22 protein-coding genes and 3 tRNA genes are annotated in these 26,184 nt (G+C 50.4%); 4 read left to right on the top strand and 21 right to left on the bottom strand.

The genetic code is table 11. The annotated features are described in order from the left end of the window. Positions 1–30: 30 nt before the first annotated feature. The 7 genes from ACF8PK_RS18840 to ACF8PK_RS18810 all read right to left on the bottom strand — a co-directional run bounded on the left by ACF8PK_RS18840 (position 31) and on the right by ACF8PK_RS18810 (position 5,728). On the bottom strand, positions 31–1,374 hold the full coding sequence (locus ACF8PK_RS18840; RefSeq protein ID WP_392443012.1) for an MFS transporter: 1,344 nt from the start codon (positions 1,372–1,374) through the stop codon (positions 31–33). Positions 1,375–1,380: 6 nt separating this feature from the next. Further along, positions 1,381–2,880, bottom strand: a complete 1,500-nt coding sequence (gene uhpB / locus ACF8PK_RS18835; protein ID WP_014205573.1) for a signal transduction histidine-protein kinase/phosphatase UhpB — start codon at positions 2,878–2,880, stop codon at positions 1,381–1,383. Continuing rightward, complete coding sequence (gene uhpA, locus ACF8PK_RS18830) at positions 2,880–3,488, bottom strand: transcriptional regulator UhpA (protein WP_392443008.1); 609 nt, start codon at positions 3,486–3,488, stop codon at positions 2,880–2,882. Before uhpA ends, uhpB begins: the two co-directional genes overlap by 1 nt. Positions 3,489–3,622: 134 nt before the next feature. After that, on the bottom strand, positions 3,623–5,017 hold the full coding sequence (gene uhpT, locus ACF8PK_RS18825; RefSeq protein WP_014205571.1) for a hexose-6-phosphate:phosphate antiporter: 1,395 nt from the start codon (positions 5,015–5,017) through the stop codon (positions 3,623–3,625). Positions 5,018–5,307: 290 nt separating this feature from the next. Continuing rightward, positions 5,308–5,392 (bottom strand) — tRNA-Tyr (locus tag ACF8PK_RS18820). Between the two features lie 81 nt (positions 5,393–5,473). Next, a tRNA-Tyr gene (locus tag ACF8PK_RS18815) sits at positions 5,474–5,558 on the bottom strand. A gap of 85 nt (positions 5,559–5,643) precedes the next feature. Further along, a tRNA-Tyr gene (locus tag ACF8PK_RS18810) sits at positions 5,644–5,728 on the bottom strand. A 267-nt stretch (positions 5,729–5,995) separates the two neighbouring features. On the opposite strand from ACF8PK_RS18810, the gene ACF8PK_RS18805 reads away from it, so the two are divergent. Beyond that, the gene (locus ACF8PK_RS18805; RefSeq protein WP_392443005.1) at positions 5,996–7,045 is read left to right on the top strand and encodes an efflux RND transporter periplasmic adaptor subunit; all 1,050 of its coding nucleotides are present in this window, start codon (positions 5,996–5,998) and stop codon (positions 7,043–7,045) included. Then, a complete protein-coding gene (gene vexH, locus ACF8PK_RS18800; RefSeq protein WP_392443002.1) occupies positions 7,045–10,158 on the top strand; it encodes a vibriobactin export RND transporter permease subunit VexH in 3,114 nt (1,037 codons plus the stop codon). The genes ACF8PK_RS18805 and vexH overlap by 1 nt, the downstream gene beginning before the upstream one ends. Before the next feature lie 44 nt (positions 10,159–10,202). Here vexH and ACF8PK_RS18795 read toward each other — a convergent pair whose 3' ends face one another. After that, positions 10,203–10,805 carry a YitT family protein gene (locus ACF8PK_RS18795; protein ID WP_004723939.1) on the bottom strand — a complete coding sequence of 201 codons (603 nt, stop codon included), beginning with the start codon at positions 10,803–10,805 and terminating at the stop codon, positions 10,203–10,205. Positions 10,806–11,147: 342 nt separating this feature from the next. Between ACF8PK_RS18795 and glyA the strand changes: the two genes are divergently transcribed. After that, a complete protein-coding gene (gene glyA / locus ACF8PK_RS18790) occupies positions 11,148–12,398 on the top strand; it encodes a serine hydroxymethyltransferase (protein WP_004723937.1) in 1,251 nt (416 codons plus the stop codon). 84 nt (positions 12,399–12,482) lie between these two features. Here the strand turns inward: glyA and ACF8PK_RS18785 are convergent, their stop codons facing one another. From ACF8PK_RS18785 to leuS, 13 genes are all read right to left on the bottom strand, one after another. Next, positions 12,483–12,809 (bottom strand): hypothetical protein, encoded by a 327-nt coding sequence (locus tag ACF8PK_RS18785; RefSeq protein WP_004723935.1) that lies wholly within the window; start codon positions 12,807–12,809, stop codon positions 12,483–12,485. A gap of 257 nt (positions 12,810–13,066) precedes the next feature. Further along, positions 13,067–14,032, bottom strand: coding sequence for a lipoyl synthase (gene lipA / locus ACF8PK_RS18780; protein WP_004723933.1), 966 nt, complete (start codon positions 14,030–14,032; stop codon positions 13,067–13,069). 3 nt (positions 14,033–14,035) lie between these two features. After that, positions 14,036–14,692 carry a lipoyl(octanoyl) transferase LipB gene (gene lipB / locus ACF8PK_RS18775; RefSeq protein WP_055467007.1) on the bottom strand — a complete coding sequence of 219 codons (657 nt, stop codon included), beginning with the start codon at positions 14,690–14,692 and terminating at the stop codon, positions 14,036–14,038. Between the two features lie 195 nt (positions 14,693–14,887). Beyond that, the gene (gene ybeD / locus ACF8PK_RS18770; RefSeq protein ID WP_004723930.1) at positions 14,888–15,166 is read right to left on the bottom strand and encodes a DUF493 family protein YbeD; all 279 of its coding nucleotides are present in this window, start codon (positions 15,164–15,166) and stop codon (positions 14,888–14,890) included. 120 nt (positions 15,167–15,286) lie between these two features. Then, the gene (locus tag ACF8PK_RS18765; RefSeq protein WP_014205567.1) at positions 15,287–16,462 is read right to left on the bottom strand and encodes a serine hydrolase; all 1,176 of its coding nucleotides are present in this window, start codon (positions 16,460–16,462) and stop codon (positions 15,287–15,289) included. Between the two features lie 97 nt (positions 16,463–16,559). After that, on the bottom strand, positions 16,560–17,348 hold the full coding sequence (locus ACF8PK_RS18760) for a septal ring lytic transglycosylase RlpA family protein (protein ID WP_392442997.1): 789 nt from the start codon (positions 17,346–17,348) through the stop codon (positions 16,560–16,562). Positions 17,349–17,351: 3 nt separating this feature from the next. Beyond that, the gene (rodA, locus tag ACF8PK_RS18755; RefSeq protein WP_154180859.1) at positions 17,352–18,473 is read right to left on the bottom strand and encodes a rod shape-determining protein RodA; all 1,122 of its coding nucleotides are present in this window, start codon (positions 18,471–18,473) and stop codon (positions 17,352–17,354) included. Next, positions 18,473–20,356 (bottom strand): penicillin-binding protein 2, encoded by a 1,884-nt coding sequence (mrdA, locus tag ACF8PK_RS18750; protein ID WP_014205566.1) that lies wholly within the window; start codon positions 20,354–20,356, stop codon positions 18,473–18,475. The genes rodA and mrdA overlap by 1 nt, the downstream gene beginning before the upstream one ends. A 6-nt stretch (positions 20,357–20,362) precedes the next feature. Next, positions 20,363–20,833, bottom strand: coding sequence for a 23S rRNA (pseudouridine(1915)-N(3))-methyltransferase RlmH (gene rlmH / locus ACF8PK_RS18745; RefSeq protein WP_004723921.1), 471 nt, complete (start codon positions 20,831–20,833; stop codon positions 20,363–20,365). 2 nt (positions 20,834–20,835) lie between these two features. Next, positions 20,836–21,153, bottom strand: a complete 318-nt coding sequence (gene rsfS / locus ACF8PK_RS18740; protein ID WP_004723920.1) for a ribosome silencing factor — start codon at positions 21,151–21,153, stop codon at positions 20,836–20,838. A gap of 66 nt (positions 21,154–21,219) precedes the next feature. Continuing rightward, on the bottom strand, positions 21,220–22,245 hold the full coding sequence (gene holA, locus ACF8PK_RS18735) for a DNA polymerase III subunit delta (protein WP_392442993.1): 1,026 nt from the start codon (positions 22,243–22,245) through the stop codon (positions 21,220–21,222). 8 nt (positions 22,246–22,253) lie between these two features. Further along, a complete protein-coding gene (lptE, locus tag ACF8PK_RS18730) occupies positions 22,254–22,877 on the bottom strand; it encodes an LPS assembly lipoprotein LptE (protein ID WP_014205564.1) in 624 nt (207 codons plus the stop codon). A gap of 109 nt (positions 22,878–22,986) precedes the next feature. After that, positions 22,987–25,563, bottom strand: a complete 2,577-nt coding sequence (leuS, locus tag ACF8PK_RS18725) for a leucine--tRNA ligase (RefSeq protein ID WP_392442990.1) — start codon at positions 25,561–25,563, stop codon at positions 22,987–22,989. Between the two features lie 121 nt (positions 25,564–25,684). Between leuS and ACF8PK_RS18720 the strand changes: the two genes are divergently transcribed. Further along, positions 25,685–26,155, top strand: coding sequence for a zinc ribbon-containing protein (locus tag ACF8PK_RS18720; RefSeq protein WP_004723914.1), 471 nt, complete (start codon positions 25,685–25,687; stop codon positions 26,153–26,155). The last annotated feature ends 29 nt before the right edge of the window (positions 26,156–26,184 follow it).

Genomic DNA, 26,184 nt, shown 5'->3' with positions numbered 1-26,184 from the left:
CGAGATACGCCCCGCAATGCGGGGCTTTTTTTAGTGAGGATGTTCGGGGGTTGCCGAGGTGCTTTCCTTGGGAAATTGCGCTTGAAGGAAAGGCAACAGCAGTAAGCCGATGATGGCTGCGCAGACGGAAATCACAATGAAGAATCCTTTCCAATGAAAGGCCTCGAGCACTAAGGCCAGTGGGTAACCCGCCAACGCTGCGCCCATATAAGCAAACAGGCCTACAAATCCGGTTGCTGCGCCCGCAGAGTCTTTATGCGAGCACTCTGCCGCCGCCATGCCGATCAACATTTGTGGTCCAAACACAAAGAAGCCGATCGCAAACAATCCCGCCGCCTGAAATGCAAAATTGGTCACGGGCATCAGCCATAAGGCGGCGACCGATAAAAAAATGCCGATAGCAAACAACAGGTTCATGGGGCCACGGTTTCCGGCAAATAAACGGTCTGACCCCCATCCCGCGACTAGTGAACCGATAAACCCGCCGACTTCAAACAGTGATACGGCCGTATTGGCATCAATCAATGTGTAATGGTGTTGTTCGGTGAGATAGAGGTTGCCCCAGTCATTGATGGCGGTACGCACGATGTAAACCAGTACATAACTGAAGGCGAGTAACCAGATGTATTTGTTGTTGAATACATAGGTTTTGAGTATCTCGCGATAACTGAGACCACGGCCTTCGTTTTCCTGAGCTTTCTCTAGCGGATCATTGCGCCACTGACCAATACTTGGCAGCCCCAATGTGGTCGGGCGATCTCGCAGCCGCCAACAGAGAAACAGACCGATCACCACGCCGGTGATGCCAGGAACAACAAAGCCATGTCGCCAACTGTAATGCAGCGTAAGATAACCGACCACGATGGGAATCAGCGCGCCACCCACGTTATGGGCGGTATTCCACAGCGCCCAGCAAAAGCCGCGTTCTGAGCGGGAATACCAAGTGGTCAACAATTTGGAGCACGAGGGCCATCCCCAACCTTGAAACCAAGCGTTGAGGATCCACAGCAGCATAAATATTGTCACTGAACTGGCAAAGCCAAAGGCGATGTTAATCAGACCTGTTGCAATTAAGCCCAATCCCATAAAAAAACGTGGGTTGGAACGGTCAGAGATCGTGCCGGACAGAAACTTAGAGCAGCCGTATGTGATGTAAAACAGCGTGCCAATGAGGCCCAAATCGCCTTTATCCAGCCCCAAATCGGCAACAATTGCCGGTGCCGCATAGTTGAAGGTTTTTCGTGTGAAGTAGAAACCAGCATAGCCGATATACATCCCCAGCATGATATGCCATCGCCAATAGTGATAGGTTTGGTTCACCTGCGTTTGGCTCAGGGGGCGCGGTGATGTTTTAGCACTTAAAAATCCGAACATAGAACCTCACAATACCGGCAATTGAATATCGATACGGGTGCCTCGATATTGTTCGTGAATCGACTGAAGCTGGAATCGGCCTCCAAGGGCTTGGACTCGTTCTTTCATACCACGCAGCCCCATGCCCTTCATGCACTCTTCGAGTTTGAAGCCAATGCCATTGTCTGCAATGGTCAATTTGACATGCTCATGGACTTCCAAACGTATTTGAATGCGAGTTGCGTGAGCGTATTTGCAAGCATTGTTGAGCGATTCCTGACACAGTCGAAACAGTGTGACATTGAGGGTATCGCTAAGGGTGTGAATGTCACCTTGCCAGTCAAAGCGAATGTCCACGCCTTGCACATCAAACTCCATCTCGCGTACCAGTTGCTCGACGGCATCTGTAAGGTTTAAATCATCGAGTGTTTTGGGCCTGAGTTTGGTCAGCAAGCTTTTGGTAGTGTCATATACATTGAGCGATAAGTTTTCAATCGTGTCAGCGCAATGAAAGCTGAGCGCTTCTGGCTCGCTGCGCTTGATGATGCTGGCTTGCGTGCGAATTGCAGTAATGTTTTGACCGATTTCATCGTGCAATTCACGTGCAATCTCTTTACGTACGGACTCTTCAGCAGTAATTAATTGACGGGCCAAATTTTGGTTGCGAGTCAACTCACTGCGTAGCTTCAGGTTAAGATCTTTTTGCCTTTGAACGGCCATGCCAAGCAGGATGCCGGTTAGGCTTTGAGCAGTTAACGACAACAATAGATCGGTAATCTCCAAATTGGACACACCGCTTCTTGCTGCGATCAGTGCCACACTGTTGAGTAGGGTTGCCAACAGCGCGCCTTGCCAACCGTATCGAAACGCGAGCAGGATAATCGGTATGGCGAGGCAAAACGGTGCGAAGCGCCGCAGTTCATCGGGTAAGCTGGTTTGAAGCAAAATACTGGCAATAAACAACGAGCTATACAGCAGAATATGACGAACTTTAAATTCGATTTTGCGCGTCACCAAATTGGAGGTCAGTGGCATCCAGACACTCTGAAAGAGGTAGTTCCAGAGCAGATAACAACTGGGGACTAACATCAATCCCCCCGTGATGCTGACGAGTCCAGTCATATAAATCGAGCTCACATGCGCACTGATGGCAAGCACGTTAATCAGGCTCGTGAGTAGGATCAACGCGCCCATGACGCTCAAACGGCGCCACTGTTCGCCATAATAATAGCGTTTGAAAAACCAAGTGACGGGCAGGCTAGATATACTGGCAAGTAGAACCATCGACCATTGAGGTTGTTCCAATAACACGGCCAGAGCAATGGTTAACACCCATTCCGAAGCGTACAGCGCGGGCCAATATGAATTGCGAGTGTGTAGGGCTAAACCCAAACGCAGCGCGAAGGGGAAAAAGACAATTGCCAGTTCAGGGTCGTTGACAAAGTAGTAAGCGATCACCCACAAACAGAACCAAGCACAGCAGCTCATGAAAAAGCCGCATAGTGAAGTCAGCAGATAGTGACGCATTAAACGAGTTCATCCGGGAATAGTTTGGCCAACTCGACATTGTTTTTGACCCCAAGCTTGTCCATGGCATTGGCGCGATGAACGTGAACCGTTTTGTAGCTGAGTCCCAATTGAGCGGCGACTGTTTTAACGTCCAATCCTTCAGCAAGCATGCGGCAGACTTCTTTTTCGCGTTTGGTCAATTGATCGGCTTGGACGGCGGCTTTCTTCGGGGTGGCAAGACGAAGGGCAATGTCTGGGGTAAGATAGCAGCCGCCATTGGCACTGGTTCTGACGGCTTGTACCAACTCTTCTGGGCTGCAGCGTTTGCTAAGGTAACCTCGGGCGCCAAGTTCCAATGCTTTTTCCACCATCGCTGGCGAATCATGCACGCTAAGCATCACCACAGCTATGGCGGATGGGATCTCGGCCATCAGCGTTAAACCGCTCTCGTCGGGCATTGATATATCCAGAATGACAACATCAGCATGGCATCCGGGAAGGCGGCGACGCGCTTCTGCGACAGAGCCATATTCACCGACGATCTGAATGTCACTTTCCAAATTGAGAAGCTGAGCAAAGCCAGAACGAACGATGACGTGGTCATCAACAAGCACAACATTAATCATGGTAGCCACCAGTGTGGGTCAGAACAGAGAGGCGGGTAAGTTTACGAGAAATGACAAGAAGCACAATGAGTATGCTTTTTTACGATAAAAAGAAGAGTTGTTATGCGCGCCCATTGTGAGCGCGCATGATGTCGTTAAGCGTCGGCGTTCGCTAGAGATAGTTTCTTCTGCTTGCGGATTTTCTTTTCTTCCGCAATGGCAACGAAGACCAGCAACGCAATACAGATAAAGGCTGATGTATCCAAAGCGGCGAAGGTACCTTTCCAGCCCGTCAGGCCAAAAATGGGGGTGCCATCGGCGATCATGCCCAAACCTAGTTTCGCGAAGCTGTCACCGATCAGGTAAGCAAATGTCCCTTTCACGCCATCGGCGACAGAGATGGCTTTCTTCGGTACGAAGCCCACTGCAGCAACACCAATCAGAAGTTGAGGGCCAAAGACCAAGAAGCCAAGCACAAACAGCGATGCCAGATACATAAACTCGCTGGTGGCGTGTTGGTAGAATTCCAATGAGACGATGATTAATCCCAATGAAATACAGGCAACCAAAGCGCGACGTCCATTGGCGAGATCAGACAGATAACCCCACATCAAGGTGCCGACCAGAGCACCGACTTCGAACAACGTAAAACCGGAAATAGCCGCTTCTTTGGACAAGCCCAGCTCTTGATAAGCGTACACGGTTGACCACTGGTCGATACCGATACGTACGATGTAGAGGAAAATGTTGGCAAAGCACAGTAACCAGATCACTTTGTTTTTCAGGACGTATTCCACAAAGATTTCGCGCTTGGTCATGTGGTTTTCTTCTGCAGCGGTGTCTTCTTCGCTGATCGCTTCATCAAATAACTCTTCTACTTTACCTAAACCATAAGACTCTGGTGAGTCGCTACCGTAGCGTAAACCGATGAAGCCGACGATCAATGCAATGATTGATGGGAAAATAAACATGCCGATCACGTGGCCATCAAACAGATAGTTGGCACCGAATAAGGCGACACCTGCTGCGCCTGCGCCCCCAACGTTGTGTGACATGTTCCACAAGCCAAGGTAGGAGCCACGCTTGTTACGCGGGGTCCATTTGGTGATGGTTGAGTAACTTGATGGGCCGCCAGTACTTTGGAAAAAGCCACTTAAGCCGTAAAACGCGATCATCAAGAAGAGACTGACGCTGCCGCCACCCATGCTGAAGCTAAAGCCCAGCATCGCAAGGCCAGATAAGATCAGCATGAACGGCAGGAACTGTTTGGTGTTTTTACCATCGGCGTAATAGGACACCACGGTTTTACCAATGCCGTATGTGATGGAGAAGCCCAAACCGATCAACCCCAGCTCAGTCATGGAGAGGCCGTAGGTTGAAATCATGTCGTTTTGTGCAACGTTGAAGTTTTTACGAATCAGATACATGGTCATGTAACCGATAAATACAACCAGATAAGACTGCATGAACGGTTTGAACCACATTTTTCTTCTGACGTCGACGGGTAAGTCCAAAGTTGGCTTACGTACCTGTTCGAGGAAATTTAGCATAGAAGATTCTCGTTTCAGAAAGTACAAAAATAAAAAGGGGGTAGTACAGGAACTGACTGTCTGAAAATCATTCTAGGGATTGCCTTGGTGTGTCACATGAGAGCTTGTCTTAAGCCGAATAGGAAATATTCCTAGATTAGCTAATATGACTATCAAAACGTGAATGTAATCACACAGGGGCGATAGGGATAATGGGGCGGTTGCTATGACGTTGGAGGCATCTCAAGCGTTTGAAATGGTCAAATCACAGGCAACAAAAAAGCCAGCTCAATGAGCTGGCTTTTCGTATATGGTGGAGGGGGACGGATTCGAACCATCGAAGGCGGAGCCGGCAGATTTACAGTCTGCTCCCTTTGGCCACTCGGGAACCCCTCCAGGGGATTTTTATACTTAGAAAGTGTTTTCCCAACACAGCTTTCCAAGTGCTTTCTTATGAGCATGTCACAAGAAATAATATGGTGGAGGGGGACGGATTCGAACCATCGAAGGCGGAGCCGGCAGATTTACAGTCTGCTCCCTTTGGCCACTCGGGAACCCCTCCAAGGGGTTTTTATACTTAACTGACGTTTTCCCAACGCATCAATCAAGTGTTTCTCACGACAGCTGATGCTCTCACGAGAAGAATATGGTGGAGGGGGACGGATTCGAACCATCGAAGGCGGAGCCGGCAGATTTACAGTCTGCTCCCTTTGGCCACTCGGGAACCCCTCCAGGGCTTTTTATACTTAACTGATGTTTTCCCAACGCATCACTCAAGTGCGGAGCGCATCTTATCAAACTCGCTCCCTCTGTAAACCCTTTTTTTGTCTTTTTGAATTGAATGCTGTCTTTTTCGTCAAAGAAGCCAATAAATTACCGTTTTGTAGGAATAAATCACAGTGTTACTTACAGTTTCATTCTGATCTTTACGTTCCTTGACGTTCAAAAAAATGATTAACGGTTACAATGTAAAAAGTGACCTATTCTCTGACCCTTATTATGAAAAAAACGACTCTTCTTTGTTTGACGCTGGCGGCAACGTTCTATTATCCGTCGGCGTTTGCCGCTGGTGCTGCGAAAGCGATTCCCGTGGTGATCGAACCTGTACAAAATCATCAAGTTTCGCAAACCCTGTCTTTGGTGGGAAAATTGAAAGCCGATCAATCGGTTTATATCGCTTCGGAAGTTTCCGGTAAAGTGGATGTGATCGCGGTCAAGGCCAATCAACAGGTGAGAAAAGGCCAACTGCTCGTGCAGTTAAATGATGACAAAATTCGCGCCGCGGTGAATGAGGCCAATGCTTATCTGCGAGATGAGCAGCGCAAGCTGACTGAGTTTGAACGGTTGGTGAAACGCAACGCGATCACGCAAACTGAAATCGACGCACAAAAAGCCAGTGTGGAAATTGCCCAAGCCCGTCTCGATGCTGCCAAAGCCAATTTGGGCGATTTACGGATTACCGCACCATTTGATGGCACGGTTGGATTCATCGATTTTAGCCGCGGCAAAATGGTCAGTGCAGGCAATGACCTGCTGACGCTAGATAACCTGTCTTTAATGCAGTTGGATTTGCAAGTGCCAGAGCGCTACCTATCAAAGATTAAACGCGGCATGACGGTGATAGGCCAAACCGGTGCATGGCCCGGTCGTAGCTTTGAAGGCAAAGTGGTTGGCATCGATTCGCGCATCAATCAAGAAACGCTCAACTTGCGCGTCCGTATTCACTTTAGTAATCAAGAGCGTTTGCTCAAACCGGGCATGTTGATTTCCGCCAAACTCGACTTTGAGCCGATCAGCGCGCCCATCATTCCCGTGCAAGCGTTGGAATACTCAGGCACCAAGCGTTTTGTCTATGTGGTCAATGACGATCGTATCGCCCAGCGAACGGAAGTGCATTTGGGCGCCCGGATAGAGAACGAAGTTGTGATTGAAGATGGCCTCGCAATTGGTCAACGCATTGTGGTGCAGGGCATTGTGAATATGCGCGACGGTGTGGCAGTGACAGAAGTGAACGCGTCGGGTCAGCCGATTGAACAAGGTGCGCAATAATGTGGTTGTCTGATGTCTCGGTCAAAAGGCCGGTGGCCGCTGTCGTGCTCAGTTTGTTGCTGTGTGTGTTTGGCTTCGTCTCTTTTTCTAAATTGTCGGTTCGTGAAATGCCGGACATTGAAAGTCCGGTGGTCTCCGTCACCACGCGTTACGATGGTGCATCCGCAATCATCATCGAAAACCAGATCACCTCGGTGTTGGAAGACCAACTGGCCGGGATCAGTGGCATTGATGAGATCACCTCCGTCACTCGAAACGGCAGTTCGCGGATCACCATTACCTTTGAGCTCGGTTATGACCTTAATACAGGGGTGAGTGATGTGCGTGATGCGGTCGCAAGAGCGCAGCGCAACCTGCCTGATGCGGCGGACGATCCGCAGGTATTCAAAAACAATGGATCGGGTGAAGCGTCGGTGTACATCAACCTCAGCTCTTCGGTCATGGACCGCACGCAGCTCACCGATTACATCGAACGTGTGCTTTCTGACCGGTTTAGCCTGATTTCCGGCGTGAGCTCGGTTGATATTTCTGGCGGTTTGTACAAAGTGATGTACGTGCGCCTCAAGCCGGAGTTGATGGCGGGGCGGGGTGTGACCACATCGGATATTTCCGATGCGTTGCGCCGTGAAAACATCGAAAGCCCAGGCGGAGAAGTGCGCAACGATTCCACCGTGATGTCCGTGCGCACCGCGCGTACCTATCGCACACCTGAGGATTTTCAATATCTGGTGGTGAAACACGCCAGCGATCGCACGCCGATTTATCTCAAAGATGTGGCTGATGTCTTCATTGGGGCTGAGAACGAGAACTCGACCTTCAAAAGTGACGGAGTGGTCAATGTGAGCATGGGTATTGTGCCGCAGTCGGATGCAAACCCTTTGGATGTGGCGAAACGCGTGCATCAGGAAGTGGATCAGATTCAAAAATTCTTGCCTGAGGGGACGCGTCTGGCGATCGACTACGATTCCACTGTGTTTATTGAACGTTCGATCAAAGAGGTCTACAGCACGCTGTTTATCACCGGCGGTCTGGTGATCTTGGTGTTGTATATTTTTATCGGTCAAGCCCGCGCCACCATCATCCCGGCGATTACTGTGCCGGTGTCCCTGATTTCCTCCTTTATTGCCGCGTATTACCTCGGATTTTCCATCAACCTGATCACGCTGATGGCGCTGATCCTGTCGATTGGTTTGGTGGTCGATGATGCCATTGTGGTGATGGAAAACATTTATCACCATATCGAACAGGGTGAAAAGCCACTGATGGCAGCCTATAAAGGCGCGCGCGAAGTAGGCTTTGCCGTGATTGCCACCACCTTGGTGTTGGTGATGGTGTTTCTGCCGATTTCGTTTATGGACGGCATGGTCGGCTTGTTGTTTACCGAGTTCTCGGTATTGCTGGCGATGGCGGTGATTTTCTCATCCTTGATTGCGCTGACGCTAACGCCTGTGCTGAGTAGCAAAATTCTCAAAGCCCATGTGAAACCGAACCGTTTCAACAACGCGGTCGATTTTCTATTCGGCAAATTAGAAAGCGGCTATCGCGCGGCGCTGAAAAAAGCGCTGCATTGGAAATGGGCGGCGCCCGTGGTGATTTTGGCATGTATCGGTGGCAGTTACGGTTTGAATCAAAGTGTGCCGGCGCAACTCACGCCATCGGAAGACCGCGGCGTGATCTTTGCGTTTGTGCGTGGCGCTGATGCAACCAGTTACAACCGCATGTCGGCCAATATGGATTTGGTGGAAGAGCGTTTGATGCCGCTGCTGGGGCAAGGCTTTTTGAAGTCGTTCAGCATTCAGTCGCCTGCGTTTGGAGGCAGTGCGGGCGACCAAACCGGCTTTGTGATCATGATTCTCGACGACTGGAACGATCGCAGCATCACCGCTCAGGATGCGCTGGGACAAGTGCGCAAAGTGCTGACGGGCATTCCTGATGTGCGTGTGATTCCGTTTATGCCCGGTTTTCGTGGCGGATCCAATGAACCGGTGCAGTTTGTGCTGGGGGGCTCGGATTATGTGGAGTTGAGACATTGGGCAGAACTGCTGGAAGCGGAAGCCGCTCAATCGCCGATGATGACGGGCGTGGATATCAACTACTCGGAAAAAACGCCAGAGTTGGTGGTGACGGTGGACCGTCAGCGGGCAGCGGAACTCGGCATCAGCGTGCAAGATATCTCTGATACGTTGGAAGTGATGCTGGGCGGTAAAAGCGTGACGACATTCGTTGACCGAGGGGAAGAGTACGATGTGTACCTGCGCGGAGATGAAAACAGCTTTAATAATGCTGCGGATCTGACGCAGATATACATGCGCACGTCGTCTGGCGATCTGGTGACGCTTGATACGGTAACCAAGATTGAGGAAGTGGCCTCGTCGATTCGTTTGGCACACTACAACAAGCAAAAGGCGATCACCATTACCGCCAGCCTTGCGGATGGGTACACCTTAGGGCAAGCGCTGGATTTCTTGGATCAGAAAGCGCTGGAGATGCTGCCGAGTGATGTGTCGGTGAGCTACTCCGGTGAGTCGAAAGATTTCAAAGAGAACCAGTCGAGTGTGGCGATTGTGTTTGCGCTCGCATTGCTGGTGGCTTATTTGGTGTTGGCGGCGCAGTTTGAAAGCTTCATTAACCCCTTGGTGGTGATGTTTACCGTGCCCATGGGCGTATTTGGCGGGTTTATTGGCTTGTACTTGATGGGGCAAGGCATGAATATCTACAGCCAAATTGGCATGATCATGTTGATTGGGATGGTGACCAAAAACGGTATTTTGATCGTCGAGTTTGCCAACCAGTTACGTGACCGCGGCTTGGCGTTTGAAACTGCGATTGTCGATGCGTCCGCGCGCCGGTTGCGTCCGATTCTGATGACGGCGTTTACCACGCTGGCCGGGTCAGTGCCGCTGATCCTCTCCACGGGCGCGGGCTATGAAAGCCGCGTGTCAGTCGGGACAGTGATTTTCTTTGGCATGGGCTTTTCGACCTTGGTCACGCTGTTTGTGATTCCGGCGATGTATCAGTTGATCTCGCGCTCGACGCAGGCGCCGGGTCACGTCGAAGCCGAGCTGCATCGCGAACTGGGCTACGATGTTCAGTCGCGACAGACTCACGAATAGCAAAAAGCCCGCTTCGGCGGGCTTTTTTGTGCCTTTTACGCGGCTCAGCGATGATAGGTGACGGTATAGCGGGTGGGTTTATGGTTCATCGCCAATACCAGATTGAGCGCGATGGCCCCAAAAATCGACAGCAGAATCGTCCACGGGGATACAAAGAAAAACGACACCAACAGGATCAAGCAATCGATGGCCATTTGGCTTTTGCCCACGGAGAGGCCGAATTTGTCCTGAATGAACAGACACAATACGTTGAAACCGCCTAAACTGGAGCGATGGCGGAATAGGATCAGCATCCCTAATCCCATCAACAGACCTCCGGCCAACGCGCAATACACGTCATTGACGTTGTCAAAAGTGATGAACATCGCCAGATGATCGGTAAACAGCGAGACTAAAGCACCGGAAATTGCACTGTTGATCGCGAAATGATGCCCAAAGCGTTTCCACGCCAATAAATAGAACGGGCAGTTGGCAATAAAATAGAGCCAACCAAAAGACCAAGGCAGAAAATGAGTCATCAGCAGCGCGAGGCCCGCTGTACCGCCCGTCAGTAATTGACCGGCCTGAAGAAAGAAGACGCCTTGTGCGACCAAGAAGGTTCCAGTCAGGATCGCAATCCAGTCCTCTTTGCGTGTGTGTTTTTCCATCAATCAATATTTTAAAGGCTGAGAATGGCGCGCATAGTAATGAAAAGCGGACATTTTCGGTAGCTCGCGAGGCGAATTTGAGGTAAACCTATGTAATTGCCGCTTTACAGGGTGTAAAGCATCAAATTGACACCAAGATGAGGTCGGATCAGCCTGAACCCTTCGGGATGAAATACTTCGTCAGTCACTATGAAAAAACTGCATGATATTTTCTTCAATTTGGGCTTTATGATAAAGATCAAATTATGTAGAATGCGCGCCAAAGAGGTGACGAAAACGTTTGCGTTGGGTCATTGTGTGGTTTTTTGCTAATTTCAGATAAATCTGAGTCAGGAGATACAGATGCTAAAGCGTGATATGAACATCGCTGATTACGATGCGGAGCTATTCGCAGCAATCCAAGAAGAAACTCTTCGCCAAGAGGAACACATTGAGCTTATCGCTTCAGAAAACTACACCAGCCCACGTGTGATGGAAGCGCAAGGCTCTCAGCTGACCAACAAATACGCTGAAGGTTACCCAGGCAAGCGTTACTACGGCGGCTGTGAGTACGTCGACAAAGCTGAATCTCTGGCAATCGACCGTGCGTGCCAACTGTTTGGTTGTGAATACGCAAACGTACAGCCACACTCTGGTTCTCAAGCCAACAGCGCTGTGTACATGGCACTGCTGAATCCTGGCGACACGGTTCTGGGTATGAGCCTGGCACACGGTGGTCACCTGACGCACGGTTCACCAGTGAACTTCTCTGGTAAACACTACAATGTGATTCCTTACGGCATCGATGAAGCGGGCCAAATCAACTACGACGAAATGGAAGCGCTCGCACTTGAGCACAAACCAAAGATGATCATCGGTGGTTTCTCAGCGTACTCGCAAATCGTTGATTGGAAACGCATGCGTGAAATCGCAGACAAAGTAGACGCGTACCTGTTCGTTGACATGGCGCACGTTGCGGGCCTGATCGCTGCGGGTGTTTACCCAACGCCAATCCCACACGCACACGTTGTCACAACAACCACGCACAAAACGTTGGCCGGTCCACGCGGTGGCCTGATCCTGTCGAACGCTGGCGAAGAGATGTACAAGAAGCTGAACTCAGCTGTATTCCCTGGCGGCCAAGGTGGTCCTCTGATGCACGTGATCGCGGGTAAAGCGGTGGCGTTCAAAGAAGCGATGGAACCTGAATTCAAAGCGTATCAAGAGCGTGTGGTGAAGAACGCCAAAGCAATGGTGGCTCAGTTCCAAGAACGCGGCTACAAAATTGTTTCCAACGGTACTGAAAACCACCTGTTCCTGGTTGACCTGATCGACAAAGACATCACCGGTAAAGAAGCAGATGCCGCGCTGGGTGCTGCGAACATTACCGTGAATAAAAACTCAGTACCGAACGATCCACGTAGCCCATTCGTGACGTCTGGTATTCGTGTCGGTACGCCTGCGATCACGCGTCGTGGCTTCACTGAAGACGATGCGAAAACGCTGGCGAACTGGATGTGTGACGTTCTGGACAACATCAATGACCAAGCGGTGATTGATGCAACCAAACAGAAAGTTCTGGATATCTGTAAACGTCTGCCAGTGTACGCATAAGCGTTCTCTTGTGACGAAAAAGGCCTGCATAGATTGCAGGCCTTTTTAATGGATGACCGTTTATAAGAATGTCATCAAATCTGATTATTTAGCGATGCTGAGCAAAGTGCCTGATTTGCATTTAAACAGGTAGTAGCTGTTGCTCTCACTGAATTTGCCCAATCCTTCACCGTCACAGTAATCGATGTTGATATCGCGCATGGTTTGCAGTGTGCTTTCACTTTGCAGGGCGAATTTCGACCCGTCGGCGCACACGATGCGGACTTTGCCATCGTCGCTGACCGAGTAAATGTTCACTTCGGTGTTGCACAGTTCAAAAGAGGCTTCGCGGAAATTATCCTGTTTGGTGTTCGATGCACAACCTGACGCGATCGCCACTGCCATCATGGCCAGTAGGCTCAGTTTTTTCATTCGAGTGATCCTTATGATGCGGGAGCATATGACCGCGCTACCTGTTCAAGCAAATTGTTCGTTCAAGCAAATAGTTCGGAAATAGATAGCGGAAAGTTTAGACTATTTTGCCTAGCAAGCTCAAGCCCATCGGCGTCGTAATTGCATCACGTTGCGTATTTCTGACAGAGCGATACTCGATAGGCCGAGTCCCCTTGATTGGCGGGGCACATAAAAACAAAGCCGGCACTGGGCCGGCTTTGTCGTGTTGGGCGTGATTACTTCACTTCCATCCCTTTGGCTTGCAAATCGGCATGGTAAGACGAACGCACAAAAGGACCACAAGCGGCGTGAGTGAAGCCGAGTTCCAGCGCGATGTCTTTCAGTTCATCGAATTCTGAAGGTGGCACGTAGCGCTCAACGGGCAAGTGGTGACGGCTTGGTGCCAAGTATTGACCCAGCGTCAGCATGGTTACGCCATGCGCGCGTAGATCTTTCAACACTTCCACAATCTCTTCTTTGGTTTCACCCAAGCCCATCATCAGGCCTGACTTGGTGGGAACATTTGGGTGCATCTCTTTAAATTTTTGTAGCAGTTCCAGTGACCATTTGTAGTTCGCACCCGGGCGAGCTTTGCGGTACAAGCGCGGCGCTGTTTCCAAGTTGTGGTTAAATACGTCTGGCGGGTTGTCTTTGAGCAGATCCAGCGCCACGTCCATACGACCACGGAAATCTGGCACCAAGGTTTCGATACGAATCTCTGGGTTCAGGGCACGAATTTCGCGGTTACAGTCGGCGAAGTGCTGCGCACCACCATCACGCAGGTCATCTCGGTCAACCGAGGTGATCACCACGTATTTCAATTTCATGTCTTTGATGGTTTGCGCCAGTTTTTGTGGCTCTTGGGCATCGGGTGTCAGTGGGCGACCATGGGCAACGTCACAGAATGGGCAGCGGCGGGTACAGATGGCACCCAGAATCATAAAGGTTGCAGTGCCGTGGTTGAAACATTCGGCCAGGTTCGGGCAAGACGCCTCCTCACACACGGAGTGCAGGTTGTTTTTACGCATTGCCGATTTGATGTCTTGAATGCGTTGGCTGTCTGCTGGCAGTTTGATTTTCATCCATTCCGGCTTACGCAGCACTTGTTTCTGTTCTGCTGGCATATTTTTTACAGGAATTAATGCCATTTTATCGGCGTCACGGTATTTCACGCCTTTTTCCATTTGGATCGGTTTGCTCATGCTCTATTTACCTATGACAGGTGCTTCTGTGCTGAATTCTACTTCCTCGTAACCAAACAGGCTGACGAGTTCTTTTATGAGTTGTTGCTCGACATCTTCTATACGTGCCGGGCCGCCTAAATCGCTCACTTGTACCATCTCCATCCCTTGATAACCGCATGGGTTGATGCGCAGGAATGGGGAGAGATCCATGTTGACGTTGAGCGCTAAACCATGGAATGAGCAGCCTTTGCGAATTCGCAGGCCGAGTGAGCAGATTTTCTTGCCTTCGACATAAACGCCAGGCGCGTCCGGGCGTGCGGCAGCGTCGATATTGTAAGCGTTTAGCGTGTTAATTACGAGGTTCTCAATATCCGTGACAAGCTCGCGAACGCCGAGTTTTTTGCGGCGCAGATTAATTAAAAAGTAGGCCACGATCTGACCTGGACCATGATAGGTGACTTGCCCGCCCCGGTCACTTTGTACCACCGGAATGTCGCCCGTATTGAGAAGGTGCTCCGCTTTACCGGCCTGACCCTGAGTAAATACGGGATTATGTTCCACAAGCCACACTTCATCGCGTGTGGTGTCATTACGCTGGTCGGTAAAGTCGTGCATGGCTTGCCAAACAGGATGGTAATCCTGTCGACCTAATCGTCTGACAACAAGCTGGTTATCCATCATCAAAGTCCGTCAGTGATATATAAAGTGTTTGGATTATAAACGTCTTGAGCTATTTGAACTACTCATGGCGGTTAACTTTTTGTCCTTAAGTTTTGTGTCACTATTTTAACTTTTTGATAAATAAACAAAAAGCAGCACAAGGCTGCTTTCAAAAAATTTTGAATAAATCAAATATTTGTAGATAAACGAGACTTACAGCACCATGCGAACGATTTCGATATCGCCGAGTTCTTTGTAAAGGACTTCGACCTGGTCAATCGACGTTGCAGTAATGGTGATGGATACCGAGTGGTAGTTCCCTTTGCCACTAGGTTTCACGCGTGGGCTGTAGTCACCTGGAGCATGGCGCTGAATCACTTCCAACACAAGCTCTGGCAATTCCGGTTTCGCGTGGCCCATCACTTTGTAAGTGAACGAGCACGGGAACTCAAGCAGGTCTTTCAATTTTGCATCAGAGTTGATGGTTAACATATTGGAAACTCCAAGTTGGGCATTCGATCAAACGGTGACGAATAGTACAGTCAATCGAATGGGATCTCAAGTGAACAAAAAAGCCGCACAAGGCGGCTTTTTTTACTGATCGGATAGGGATCAGAATAAGCCTTTGAACAGTAGAACAATGTAGTCCCACAGACGGCTGAACATGCTGCCTTCTTCAACATCTTCTAATGCCATCAGCGGGTATTGAGCCACATCTTCGCCGTTCAGCTGGTAATACAGTTTACCAACCACATCACCTTTCTTAATTGGGGCTTTTAGCTCTTTTTCAAGGACAAAGCTTGCAGTTAGATCTTTGGCTTGGCCGCGAGGCAGTGTCACATAGGTGTCTTCGTCTACACCCAGAGCAACTGTTGACTTGTCGCCCATCCAGATTTTCTCATCAACGAAGGTTTCACCCGCTTTGTGTGGCGCCACGGTTTCAAAGAAACGGAAGCCGTAACTCAGCAGTTTTTTGCTTTCTGATTTACGCGCGTTCATGTCTTTGGTGCCCATCACAACCGCGATCAGACGCATCTTCCCTTCAGTGGCAGAGCTCACCAAGCTGTAACCAGCATTGCTGGTGTGACCGGTTTTGATGCCGTCCACGTTCATGCTTTTATCCCACAGCAGTCCGTTACGGTTGTATTGCGTAATGCCGTTGTAGGTGAATTTTTGTTGTGAGTAAATCTTATACTCGTCTGGCACGTCGCGGATCAGCGCTTGGCCCAGCAGTGCCATGTCGTATGGCGTTGAGTACAAGTTCGGGTCATCAAGCCCGTGGACGTTTGCAAAATGCGTTTCTTGCATGCCCAGCGTATCGGCCCATGCGTTCATTAGATCAACAAAGGCGTCTTCAGAACCGGCAATGTGTTCAGCCATGGCCACACACGCATCGTTACCGGATTGGACGATGATGCCTTGGTTCAGGTCACGCACTTTCACCGTGGTGCCCACTTCGATGAACATTTTTGAAGAATCAGGGAAGTTCTTCGCCCATGCGTTGCGGCTGATGGTCACGTCGTCATCGTTCGTGATGTTGCCGCGCTTCAGTTCTTGACCGATGACATAGCTGGTCATCATTTTGGTCAAGCTGGCTGGCGACAGTTTGGTGTGCATTTCTTTCTCGGCAAGAACTTTGCCTGAATGGTAGTCAATCAGTACAAAACCTTTCGCAGCGATCTGTGGCGCATCTGGAATTACGACAGGAGAAGCGAGGGCCGCGGTTGAGAAAGTAGCGGAAAGCGCAATGGAAGACGCTAAAACAGAATTTAGGATGCTTTTTTTCATGATGAATGCGAATAGTGTATTTAATTGTCCAATATCTTAACAGAAACGACTTCTCAAACCAGACCCGAATGCTTGGCTGGTCGGGTTTGAGTGGTCATCATTGCGTGACGGGGTGCTTTTTTATAAAAGCGGTGTCATATCCCATCGCTTTCACCTTTTCCAAGGTGTCCTGCGTCAGGGTGTAATCACTGAATGGCCCTAGAAAGAGCCGGTGACTACGGTTAACACTCTCAACAAAACTTTGCACCGATAAGCTTTGACCAAGGTTTTGCGCTAAAGTTCGAACTCTTTCTTCATGTTGCGAAGATGCCACCTGAATGATGTATTGAGGCGCGCCGGCTTTAGGCTTGACGTTGGTCGGTTGTGTGACCTGAATGGCTTCGATTTCAACGTTGGCCGTTCCGGTCTGAACGACGCCCAGTTTATACGCCGCTGCATAACTTAAATCAATGATACGCCCATCATGGAATGGCCCGCGGTCGTTAACGCGAACCACGGTTGATTTGCCATTATCCAAGTTGGTGACTTTGACGTAAGACGGCAGCGGCAATGTTTTGTGAGCGGCGGTCATCGAGTACATGTCGTAGATTTCGCCGTTAGACGTCTGATGGCCATGAAACTTCTTGCCATACCAAGACGCTTGACCACGCTCTTTGAAATCCGTGGTGTTTTTGACGATTTGGTAATTCTGGCCGCGTAACGTGTAATCTTTGTTTCCACCCAAACTATGAGGTTCGTACTGCGGATGCGCATCTTCAATGTGTTCGACCGAAATCGGAGCCTTCGGCGCCACATCATCTTTGATGTCATAGCGACCGGAAGACGAACTACACCCGGCCAGAATGGCAACGGTGCATACGCTGAATAGGAGCGTGGATTGCTTCATGAATTAGTTTGCCTTTGAAAACGCTTTTCTATGGGTGTGGATAGACATCAGAATGCCAAACCCGGCCATGAGGGTAACCATAGACGTACCGCCATAACTGATCAATGGAAGTGGCACACCCACTACCGGCAAAATACCGCTCACCATCCCAATGTTAACAAACACGTAAACAAAGAAACTCAGCACGATACTGCCCGCCATCATGCGGCCAAATGCAGTTTGTGCGTTGCTGGCGAGGTACAAGCCCCGGCCAATGATAAACAGATACACTGTCAGCAGTGCAAGAATGCCTATCATGCCCCATTCTTCCGCGATGACTGCAAAGATAAAGTCAGTATGTCGCTCTGGAAGAAATTCTAGGTTGGATTGCGTGCCGTGTAACCACCCTTTGCCGGCGATACCGCCTGAACCAATGGCAATTTTACTCTGAATGATGTGATACCCGGCGCCCAAGGGATCCGATTCCGGATTGAACAGGGTGCGCACACGCGTTTTTTGGTATTCGTGCATCAGGAAATACCACAGCACCGGAATAAAGGCGCCAACCGCCATGGCGGCGGCGATGATAATCTTCCAACTGATGCCGGCCAAGAAAATCACGAAAATCCCTGAGGCGGCAATCAGAATGGAGGTACCGAGGTCAGGCTGCTTGGCAATCAAAATAGTCGGGACGAACACCATCACCAAAGAAATAACCAAGGTTTGGAAACTCGGCGGCAGCGGGCGCTTACCAATGTAGCGTGCCACCATCAGCGGTACCGCCAGTTTCAACAGTTCCGATGGCTGAAAACGGACAAAGCCCAAGTTCAACCAGCGCTGCGCGCCTTTTGAGATTTCACCAAACAGCAGCACGCCCAGCAAAAGCGCGACACCGACGAAAAATAGGGCGGGCGCCAAGCGTTCATAAGTGCGTGGTGGTAACTGCGCCAAGCCAATCATGACCGCGAGCGCCAAAACCATGCGCATCGCTTGGCGATCCATCATCGCTAAACTTTGGCCACTGGCGCTGTACATCACCACCAGGCCAAAGCCCATCACAACCAATAAACCAAGCAGCAACGGCAGGTCGATGTGTAATCGTTCAAAGAACGCCCGGTTCTGACCGGTAGAGGGATCCATTTTCATTATTTGTCAGCCTCTTTTTTGCCCAGAATGACGCGGTCAAAGATTTGTCTGACCACGGGTGCGCCGTTGCTCGACCCACCACCGGCGTTTTCCAGCACGATGGTGACAATCGCTTGCGGATCATCCACCGGTGCAAACCCGGTAAACAGCGCGTGGTCACGTAGGTGTTCCGCCAGTTCTTCGGCGTTGTATTCCTGTCCTTCAGCCAAGCCAAACACCTGCGCTGTACCGGATTTACCGGCGCTTTTGTACTGCAGCCCTTGGAATGCGCGTCGCGCGGTGCCGCGTTTACCATGGTTCACCAGATACATCCCTTCGATCGCCATGTCCCAGTACTTGTCGGGCACGCCTGTGATCGGCGGGTACGTTACGTATTCGGTCTCTTTTTGGGTGGAGAATTCTTCACCGTTGTTAATGGTAGAGCGCAACAAGTGCGGCGCAATCACTTGGCCGTGATGCACCAGAACCGATGTTGCCTTGGCAAGCTGCATTGGCGTGGCCGTCCAGTACCCTTGGCCGATACCGACCGGAATGGTATCGCCCTGATACCAAGGGGTGCGGTGACGCGCCATTTTCCAGTCGCGGGTTGGCATGTTGGCTTTGCTCTCTTCCGAAATATCAATGCCGGTGTAATCTCCAAAGCCAAACTTCATCATCCATTCCGACAAGCGGTCGATGCCCATGTCATAAGCGATTTGATAGAAGAAGGTATCCACCGATTCTTCCAGCGCTTTGATGATGTCGACTCGGCCATGGCCCCAACGCAACCAGTCGCGGAATGGGCGGGTTTTGGAATTTGGAATGCGCCAGTAGCCCGGATCGTTACGCGTGGTATTGGGCGTAATGACGCCTTCTTCCAGTGCGGAAACCGCAATAAATGGTTTTACCGTTGAACCCGGAGGGTAAATACCCAGCGTGGTCCGGTTAACCAGTGGGCGATCTTTGTCGTTGAGCAGTGCATTGTAATCTTTGCCAGAAATACCGTGCACAAAGGCATTGGGATCGTAGCTTGGGCTCGATACCATCGCCAGTACGCCGTTATCTTTTGGATCGAGCACCACCGCCGAACCTCGGCGACCATTGAGTAGGTTGTGCACGTACAGCTGCAGGTTGATGTCGAGGTTGAGCACGATGTCTTTGCCCGGAGTAGGCGGCACATATTTCAGCGTACGGATCACGCGCCCGCGGCTGTTGACTTCCACTTCTTGGTAGCCAGCTTCACCGTGCAATAAATCTTCGTAGTAGCGTTCGATACCCAGTTTGCCGATGTCGCGTGTGGCTTGGTAATTGGCTTCTTTGCCTTCACGCACCAAGCGTTCGATATCGCGGTCATTGATGCGCGACACATAGCCGATCACGTGGGTCAACACCTCGCCATATGGGTAGTAGCGCTTGAGGTTGGCAGTGACCGATACGCCGGGAAACTTGTGTTGCTGAACGGAGAACTTGGCGACGTCTTCTTCATTCAACTGCGTGAGAATCGGCACAGAATTGAAGCGACGGGTTTGGCGGCGTTCTTTATCAAAGGCAGCAATTTGATCTGGCGTGATGGTTAAAATCTGTTGTAAACGGGCGATGGTCTCGTCCATGTTTTTAACTTTTTCTGGTGTGATTTCTAAGTTAAAAACCGGGCGGTTTTCGGCCAGAAGAATCCCGTTTCGATCATAGATGAGGCCGCGATTGGGCGCGATAGGGACGACTTTAATTCGGTTGTCGTTTGAACGAGTTTTGTAGTCTTGATACTGGTTCACCTGAATGTTGTACAGGTTGGCGAGCAGAATGCCCATCATCAAAACAATGGCGATAAAAGACACCACAGCGCGGTTACGGAATAACCGCGCTTCAGCCAAGTAGTCTCGAATGGGGCTACGCTTACGTAACATCAGGGTCTATTCTCGGTGATAAGGGTGATTGGCTGTAATGCTCCACGCTCGGTACAGGCTCTCTGCCATCACGACGCGCACCAACGGATGAGGCAGTGTCAGTGGTGACAGCGACCAGCTCTGTTCCGCGGCCGCTTTGCAAGCCGGTGCCAGACCTTCCGGTCCGCCAATCAAAATGGACACATCACGTGCATCCATTTTCCAGCTTTCCAGCTGTTCGGCAAGCTGTTCGGTATCCCAACGTTTGCCAGGAATATCGAGCGTCACAATTCGGTTGCCTTTGGGCACGGCAGCCAGCATGGCTTCGCCTTCTTTTTGCAGAATTCTTGCAATGTCGGCGTTTTTACCGCGTTTGCCGGCCGAAATTTCAATCAGCTCCAGTGGCATATCATGTGGAAAGCGGCGACGGTATTCCTGAAAACCTTCTTCCACCCACTTTGGCATTTTCGTGCCGACGGCAATCAGTTGAATTTTCACGCTTAGCCCCAGAGTTTTTCCAGCTGATACATCGCGCGATGTTCTTCCTGCATCACGTGCAGCATGGTGGTGCCGAGATCGACCACAACCCATTCACCTTCGTTTTCGCCATTCATGCCCAGTGGATCCACACCGGCTTTTTTCGCTTCACTCGCGACATGATCGGCAATCGATGAAACGTGTCGCTTGGACGTGCCAGTACAGATGATCATGTAATCGGTGACGCTGGATTTGCCTTGAACGTCTAGGGTGACGATGTCTACCGCTTTCATGTCGTCGGCTTTGTCTGCAAGAAAGTCTTTTAATTCTTCGCGTTGCAAGGGGATGTCCTCTGAGATATCTAATATAAAAATGATTGGGTCAAAGCGCGGCAGTATATCACGCTTTTAGGCTGGCAACGGTAAGTTTGCCTGTGCCACACAACATTCGAGGCTTAACTGCTGCAGCAATGGCCAAGGCGATTGCTCATACTGAGTTTTTGCCACAATTTCACTTTGAGCAAGCAATTGCACTAAGTGGTGTAAGCGCTGAATGGACAGGCGTTGTAACGCTGCGGAATAGAGTGGGCGTTTGTTCTGCCAGACGCGGTGTTTTTCAAAGATGGCGCCCAGCGGTTGATGATTCATTGCCACGCGCATATGTAGCAGTTGCACCAGCTCTTTTTGCGCGGTGCGCATCAGAATAATCGGTTCCACATCCTCGGCAGCCAGTTGACGTAAAATGCGTTGCGCGCGATTGGCTTTGCCTTCGAGTAGGGCATCGACCCAATGAAATGGCGTGTAGTGGTTGTTGCGACTCAGTGACTCTTCCAGTCGAATCAACGTCAGTTGACCATCGGGATAAAGCAGTGCGAGCTTTTCTAAGCTCTGGGCGAGGGCAAACAGGTTACCTTCATGCCACTGTGCCAGCATTTGAATCGCTTCGGCATCAGGGGAGAGTCCCAGCGCGCGGCAACGGGCGGCGACAAATTGTGGCAGGCGACTGATGTCGGGGGTTAAGCAGTTGACCAGACATCCTTCAGCCATCAGGGCTTTAAACCATGCGGTGTTTTCTTGCGCTTTGGTCAGTTTGGCACCAACGATCAGCAGCAAAATGTCCGGATTGAGGGTTTGCGCGAGCTTGGTCAGTTCTTTGCCGATAGCGGCATTGATGCCCGCTTCTGGAATTTCCAGCTCGATCACTTGGCGGCTGGAAAACAGGCTCATGGACTGGCAGCAGTCATAGACCTCATGCCAATCGAGGCTGGCATCCACATTGAAATGGTGTTTTTCTTCAAAGCCCTGTTCACGGGCTTTGCGCTCAATGGCGCTGCGTGATTCTTGGATCAGCAGGGGCTCATTACCAAACACCAGGTAAACGGGCAGCAGCGCTCGGTTGAGCGCTTCGACCAGTTTGTCAGCATAGAGTCTCATCGCAAGGCCTACTGCGTCTCGATACTGTTGGAGGAAGGTGCCACGCGCTCTTCAATGGTGTCGATTTTGTAGCCAGATTTCGTGTTGTTTGGCTGAAGAGCGTCGGCACTGTCCATGGTTCCTTCTTGAATGGAGGCTTTTAGACGGGCCATTTGACGAATGATTTGGCTTGCAGCCAGTTTGCGCATTTCGTCTTCAATCATGTCGCGTTCCACGGATTTTGCCAGTGCTGTCAGTGGGTTGTCCAAGTAACTGCGCGTCACGCTGGTGGAGAAAGTTTTATCGCCCAACTCGGGAATGGTCACTCGGTAAGACGCGCGGAATGTCAGTTCTTTTTCTGCGGCGCGCGCATTTTGATACAACGACAGGGTGCGTTCGCTGATACTTTCGCTCACCAGATGCAGGTTAGGTACATTTTCCGCAGGTTCAACCAATTTGATTTCGTTGAGGCGCAGTTGGCCTTTCACAAAACGGGTGAAGCTGCTGTATTGGTCGTAACTGGTGAGCGACATGGTGCTCAACTCTTCCGGGATATCATAATCACCACGGAGATGGAAACCGCAGGCACTAAGTAGGGTGGCGGTCAGGATAACCAGTGATAATTGGAACGTGGAAGGCAGTGTCAAACGCATGGGGCTCTGTTCTCATGAATTGGGTTTACTTATCTCAGTTCACCACAGCGATAAACTGAGATAAGTAAACAGGGCGCAAGGCCCTGTTTAATGACCGTAAAATACGGAATTAGTTCGCCACGATGTTAAGCAGTTTTCCTGGAACATAGATGACTTTGCGGATGGTGAGGCCATCGGTGAATTTCAGCACGTTTTCATCGTTCAGACCCAGCGCTTCAACCTGTTCTTTGGTTGCGTCCGCTGCGACAGTCAGTTTGCCACGTAGCTTGCCGTTCACTTGAAGGACGATCAGTTTCTCGTCTTCAACCAGTGCGGCTTCATCAAACATTGGCCAGCTTGCGCTGTCGATGTTGGCTTGACCCAGCGCGTTCCACATTTCAAAACAGATGTGTGGCGCGATTGGGTAGAGCATCACGGTGATCGCTTTCAGGGCTTCGTCCAAAATCGCACGATCTTGCGCATCGTCTTGTGGTGCTTTGCCCAGTTTGTTCATCAGTTCCATCACAGCCGCAATCGCGGTGTTGAAGGTTTGACGACGAGCAATGTCATCGGTCACTTTCGCGATGGTTTTGTGAACGTCACGACGTAGCGCTTTTTGATCACCAGTCAGTGCAGCAGTATCCACTGCAGTTGCTTCACCTTTTTCGGTATGTTCACGAACCAGTTTCCACACACGTTTCAGGAAGCGATTTGCTCCTTCCACGCCAGACTCTTGCCATTCCAGCGTCATATCGGCTGGTGATGCAAACATCATGAACAGACGGACGGTGTCGGCACCGTATTTGTCGACCATCTCTTGTGGGTCGATCCCGTTGTTTTTCGACTTAGACATTTTGATCATGCCTGAGTGTTCAACGCTGCGACCGTGTGAATCAACCGCTGTGGTGATACGGCCTTTACCGTCACGCTCAACTTTCACTTCGGTCGGAGATACCCACTCTTTCCCGCCTTTGTCGTTGGTGTAGTAGAAGGCGTCAGCCAGAACCATACCTTGACACAGCAGTTGTTTGAACGGTTCGTCAGACGTCACATAACCAGCATCACGCAGCAATTTGTGGAAGAAGCGTGAGTAAAGCAGGTGCATACACGCGTGCTCGATACCGCCGATGTATTGGTCTACGGGCAGCCAGTAGTTGGCTTTTTCTGGATCCAGAATGTCGTCTGCTTGTGGAGAACAGTAACGTGCGTAGTACCAAGACGATTCCATGAAGGTATCGAAAGTATCGGTTTCACGCAGTGCTGGTTCGCCATTAAAGGTGGTTTCTGCCCACGCTTTATCGGCTTTGATTGGGCTGGTCACGCCATCCATGACCACATCTTCTGGCAGAATCACTGGCAGTTGGTCGGCGGGTACTGGGTGCACAACGCCGTCTTCTGTGGTCACCATTGGAATTGGTGCGCCCCAGTAACGTTGACGAGACACGCCCCAGTCACGTAGACGGAAGTTGACGGTTTTCACGCCTTTGCCTTCGGCTTCCAGTTTCGCTGCAATGGCATCGAAAGCGGCTTGGAATTCCAGACCGTCGAATTCACCTGAATCGAACAGGACGCCTTTTTCGGTGTATGCCGCTTCTGAGATATCCAGTTCGCTGCCATCAAGTGGCTTGATGACCGGAATGATGTCGAGGTTGTATTTGGTGGCAAATTCGAAGTCACGTTGGTCGTGCGCAGGAACGGCCATCACCGCACCTGTGCCGTAATCCATCAGTACGAAGTTCGCGACAAAGATTGGCACTTCACGGCCATTCAATGGATGAATCGCGGTCAGGCCAGTGGCCATGCCTTTTTTCTCCATGGTCGCCAGTTCGGCTTCTGCCACTTTGGTGTTTTTACACTCGTCGATGAAAGCGGCCAGCGCAGGGTTTGATTTCGCGGCTTCGGTTGCCAGAGGGTGGCCTGCTGCGATCCCCACGTAAGTCACACCCATCAGGGTATCTGGACGTGTGGTGTACACTTCCAAGTCTTGCGCGTGGTCTTTCACGGCAAATTTCAGTTCCACACCTTCAGAACGGCCAATCCAGTTGCGCTGCATGGTTTTGACCATCTCAGGCCAGCCGTCAAGGCTGTCGAGGTCGTCGAGCAGTTCTTGTGCGTAAGCCGTGATCTTGATGAACCACTGCGGAATTTCTTTCTGCTCAACCGGCGTATCACAGCGCCAGCAGCAACCGTCTTCCACCTGTTCGTTGGCCAGAACGGTTTGGTCGTTCGGACACCAGTTCACAGAAGAGGTTTTCTTGTAAACCAGACCTTTCTCGTACAGTTTGGTGAAGAACTCTTGTTCCCAACGGTAGTATTCTGGACGGCAAGTTGCGAACTCACGATTCCAGTCGTAGCCAAAACCCAGCAGTTTCAGCTGGTTTTTCATGTATTCGATGTTTTCGTAAGTCCAAGGCGCCGGCGCGGTGTTATTTTTTACCGCGGCGTTTTCTGCCGGTAGACCGAATGCATCCCAGCCGATTGGCTGCATGACGTTTTTGCCTTGCAGACGCTGAAAGCGAGCAACCACATCACCGATGGTGTAGTTACGCACGTGACCCATGTGCAGTCGGCCGCTTGGGTACGGGAACATAGAAAGACAGTAGAATTTTTCTTTATTTGGGTCTTCACTTACAACGAAAGTCTTGTTGCTTTCCCAATGCTCTTGAACTTTTTGTTCAATGTCTTGCGGGTTGTATTGCTCTTGCATCGATATATCCGGTTATCTTGGAATTTGTGAGTTCAGTTTGAACAGATACTAATAGATCGTCATAGAATACCTAAAGCAAGGGAGCACAACAATAGCCAATCGGGTTTGAGAGAGGTGACTTATGCCAAAACAAAAAACGGGTTATGAAGCTTTACTCGAAGAGGTGGTCGAAACCCTCAAACAGAGTCCTGAAGAAGTGGACCATATTCTGGAAACATCGGGCAAGGTTGTGGCCGCTGCAAATGATCTGACCAAAGATGAACTGGCGCTGATTTCAGCTTACGTTAAATCGGATCTCAAAGAGTTTGCAGAGAGCTATGAAGAGGAAAAAAGCAGTCCGTTTTATGTGATGATTGCGAACTCCATTTGGCAAGGGCTGCTGGAGATCACGGACAAAACCAAAGTGGAGTGGGTGGAGCTGTTTCAGGATCTGGAACATCAAGGCTTGTACAAAGCGGGCGATATGATTGGTCTTGGAACGCTGGTGTGTGAAAACTGCGGCCATCGAGTCGATTACAACCATGCGACCGAAATTGTGCCGTGCATTCGTTGTGGCAAGACTGCTTTTAGTCGCTTACCGTTGAAACCGTAATGCTGAAACGGTAATCGAGGACCGGTTGA

The organism is Vibrio sp. CJQ_6, from assembly GCF_043106745.1.
GTDB lineage: Bacteria > Pseudomonadota > Gammaproteobacteria > Enterobacterales > Vibrionaceae > Vibrio > Vibrio furnissii.
The sequence above is the reverse complement of the archived record's forward strand: the minus strand, read 5'-3'. Positions and strand labels throughout refer to the sequence as shown.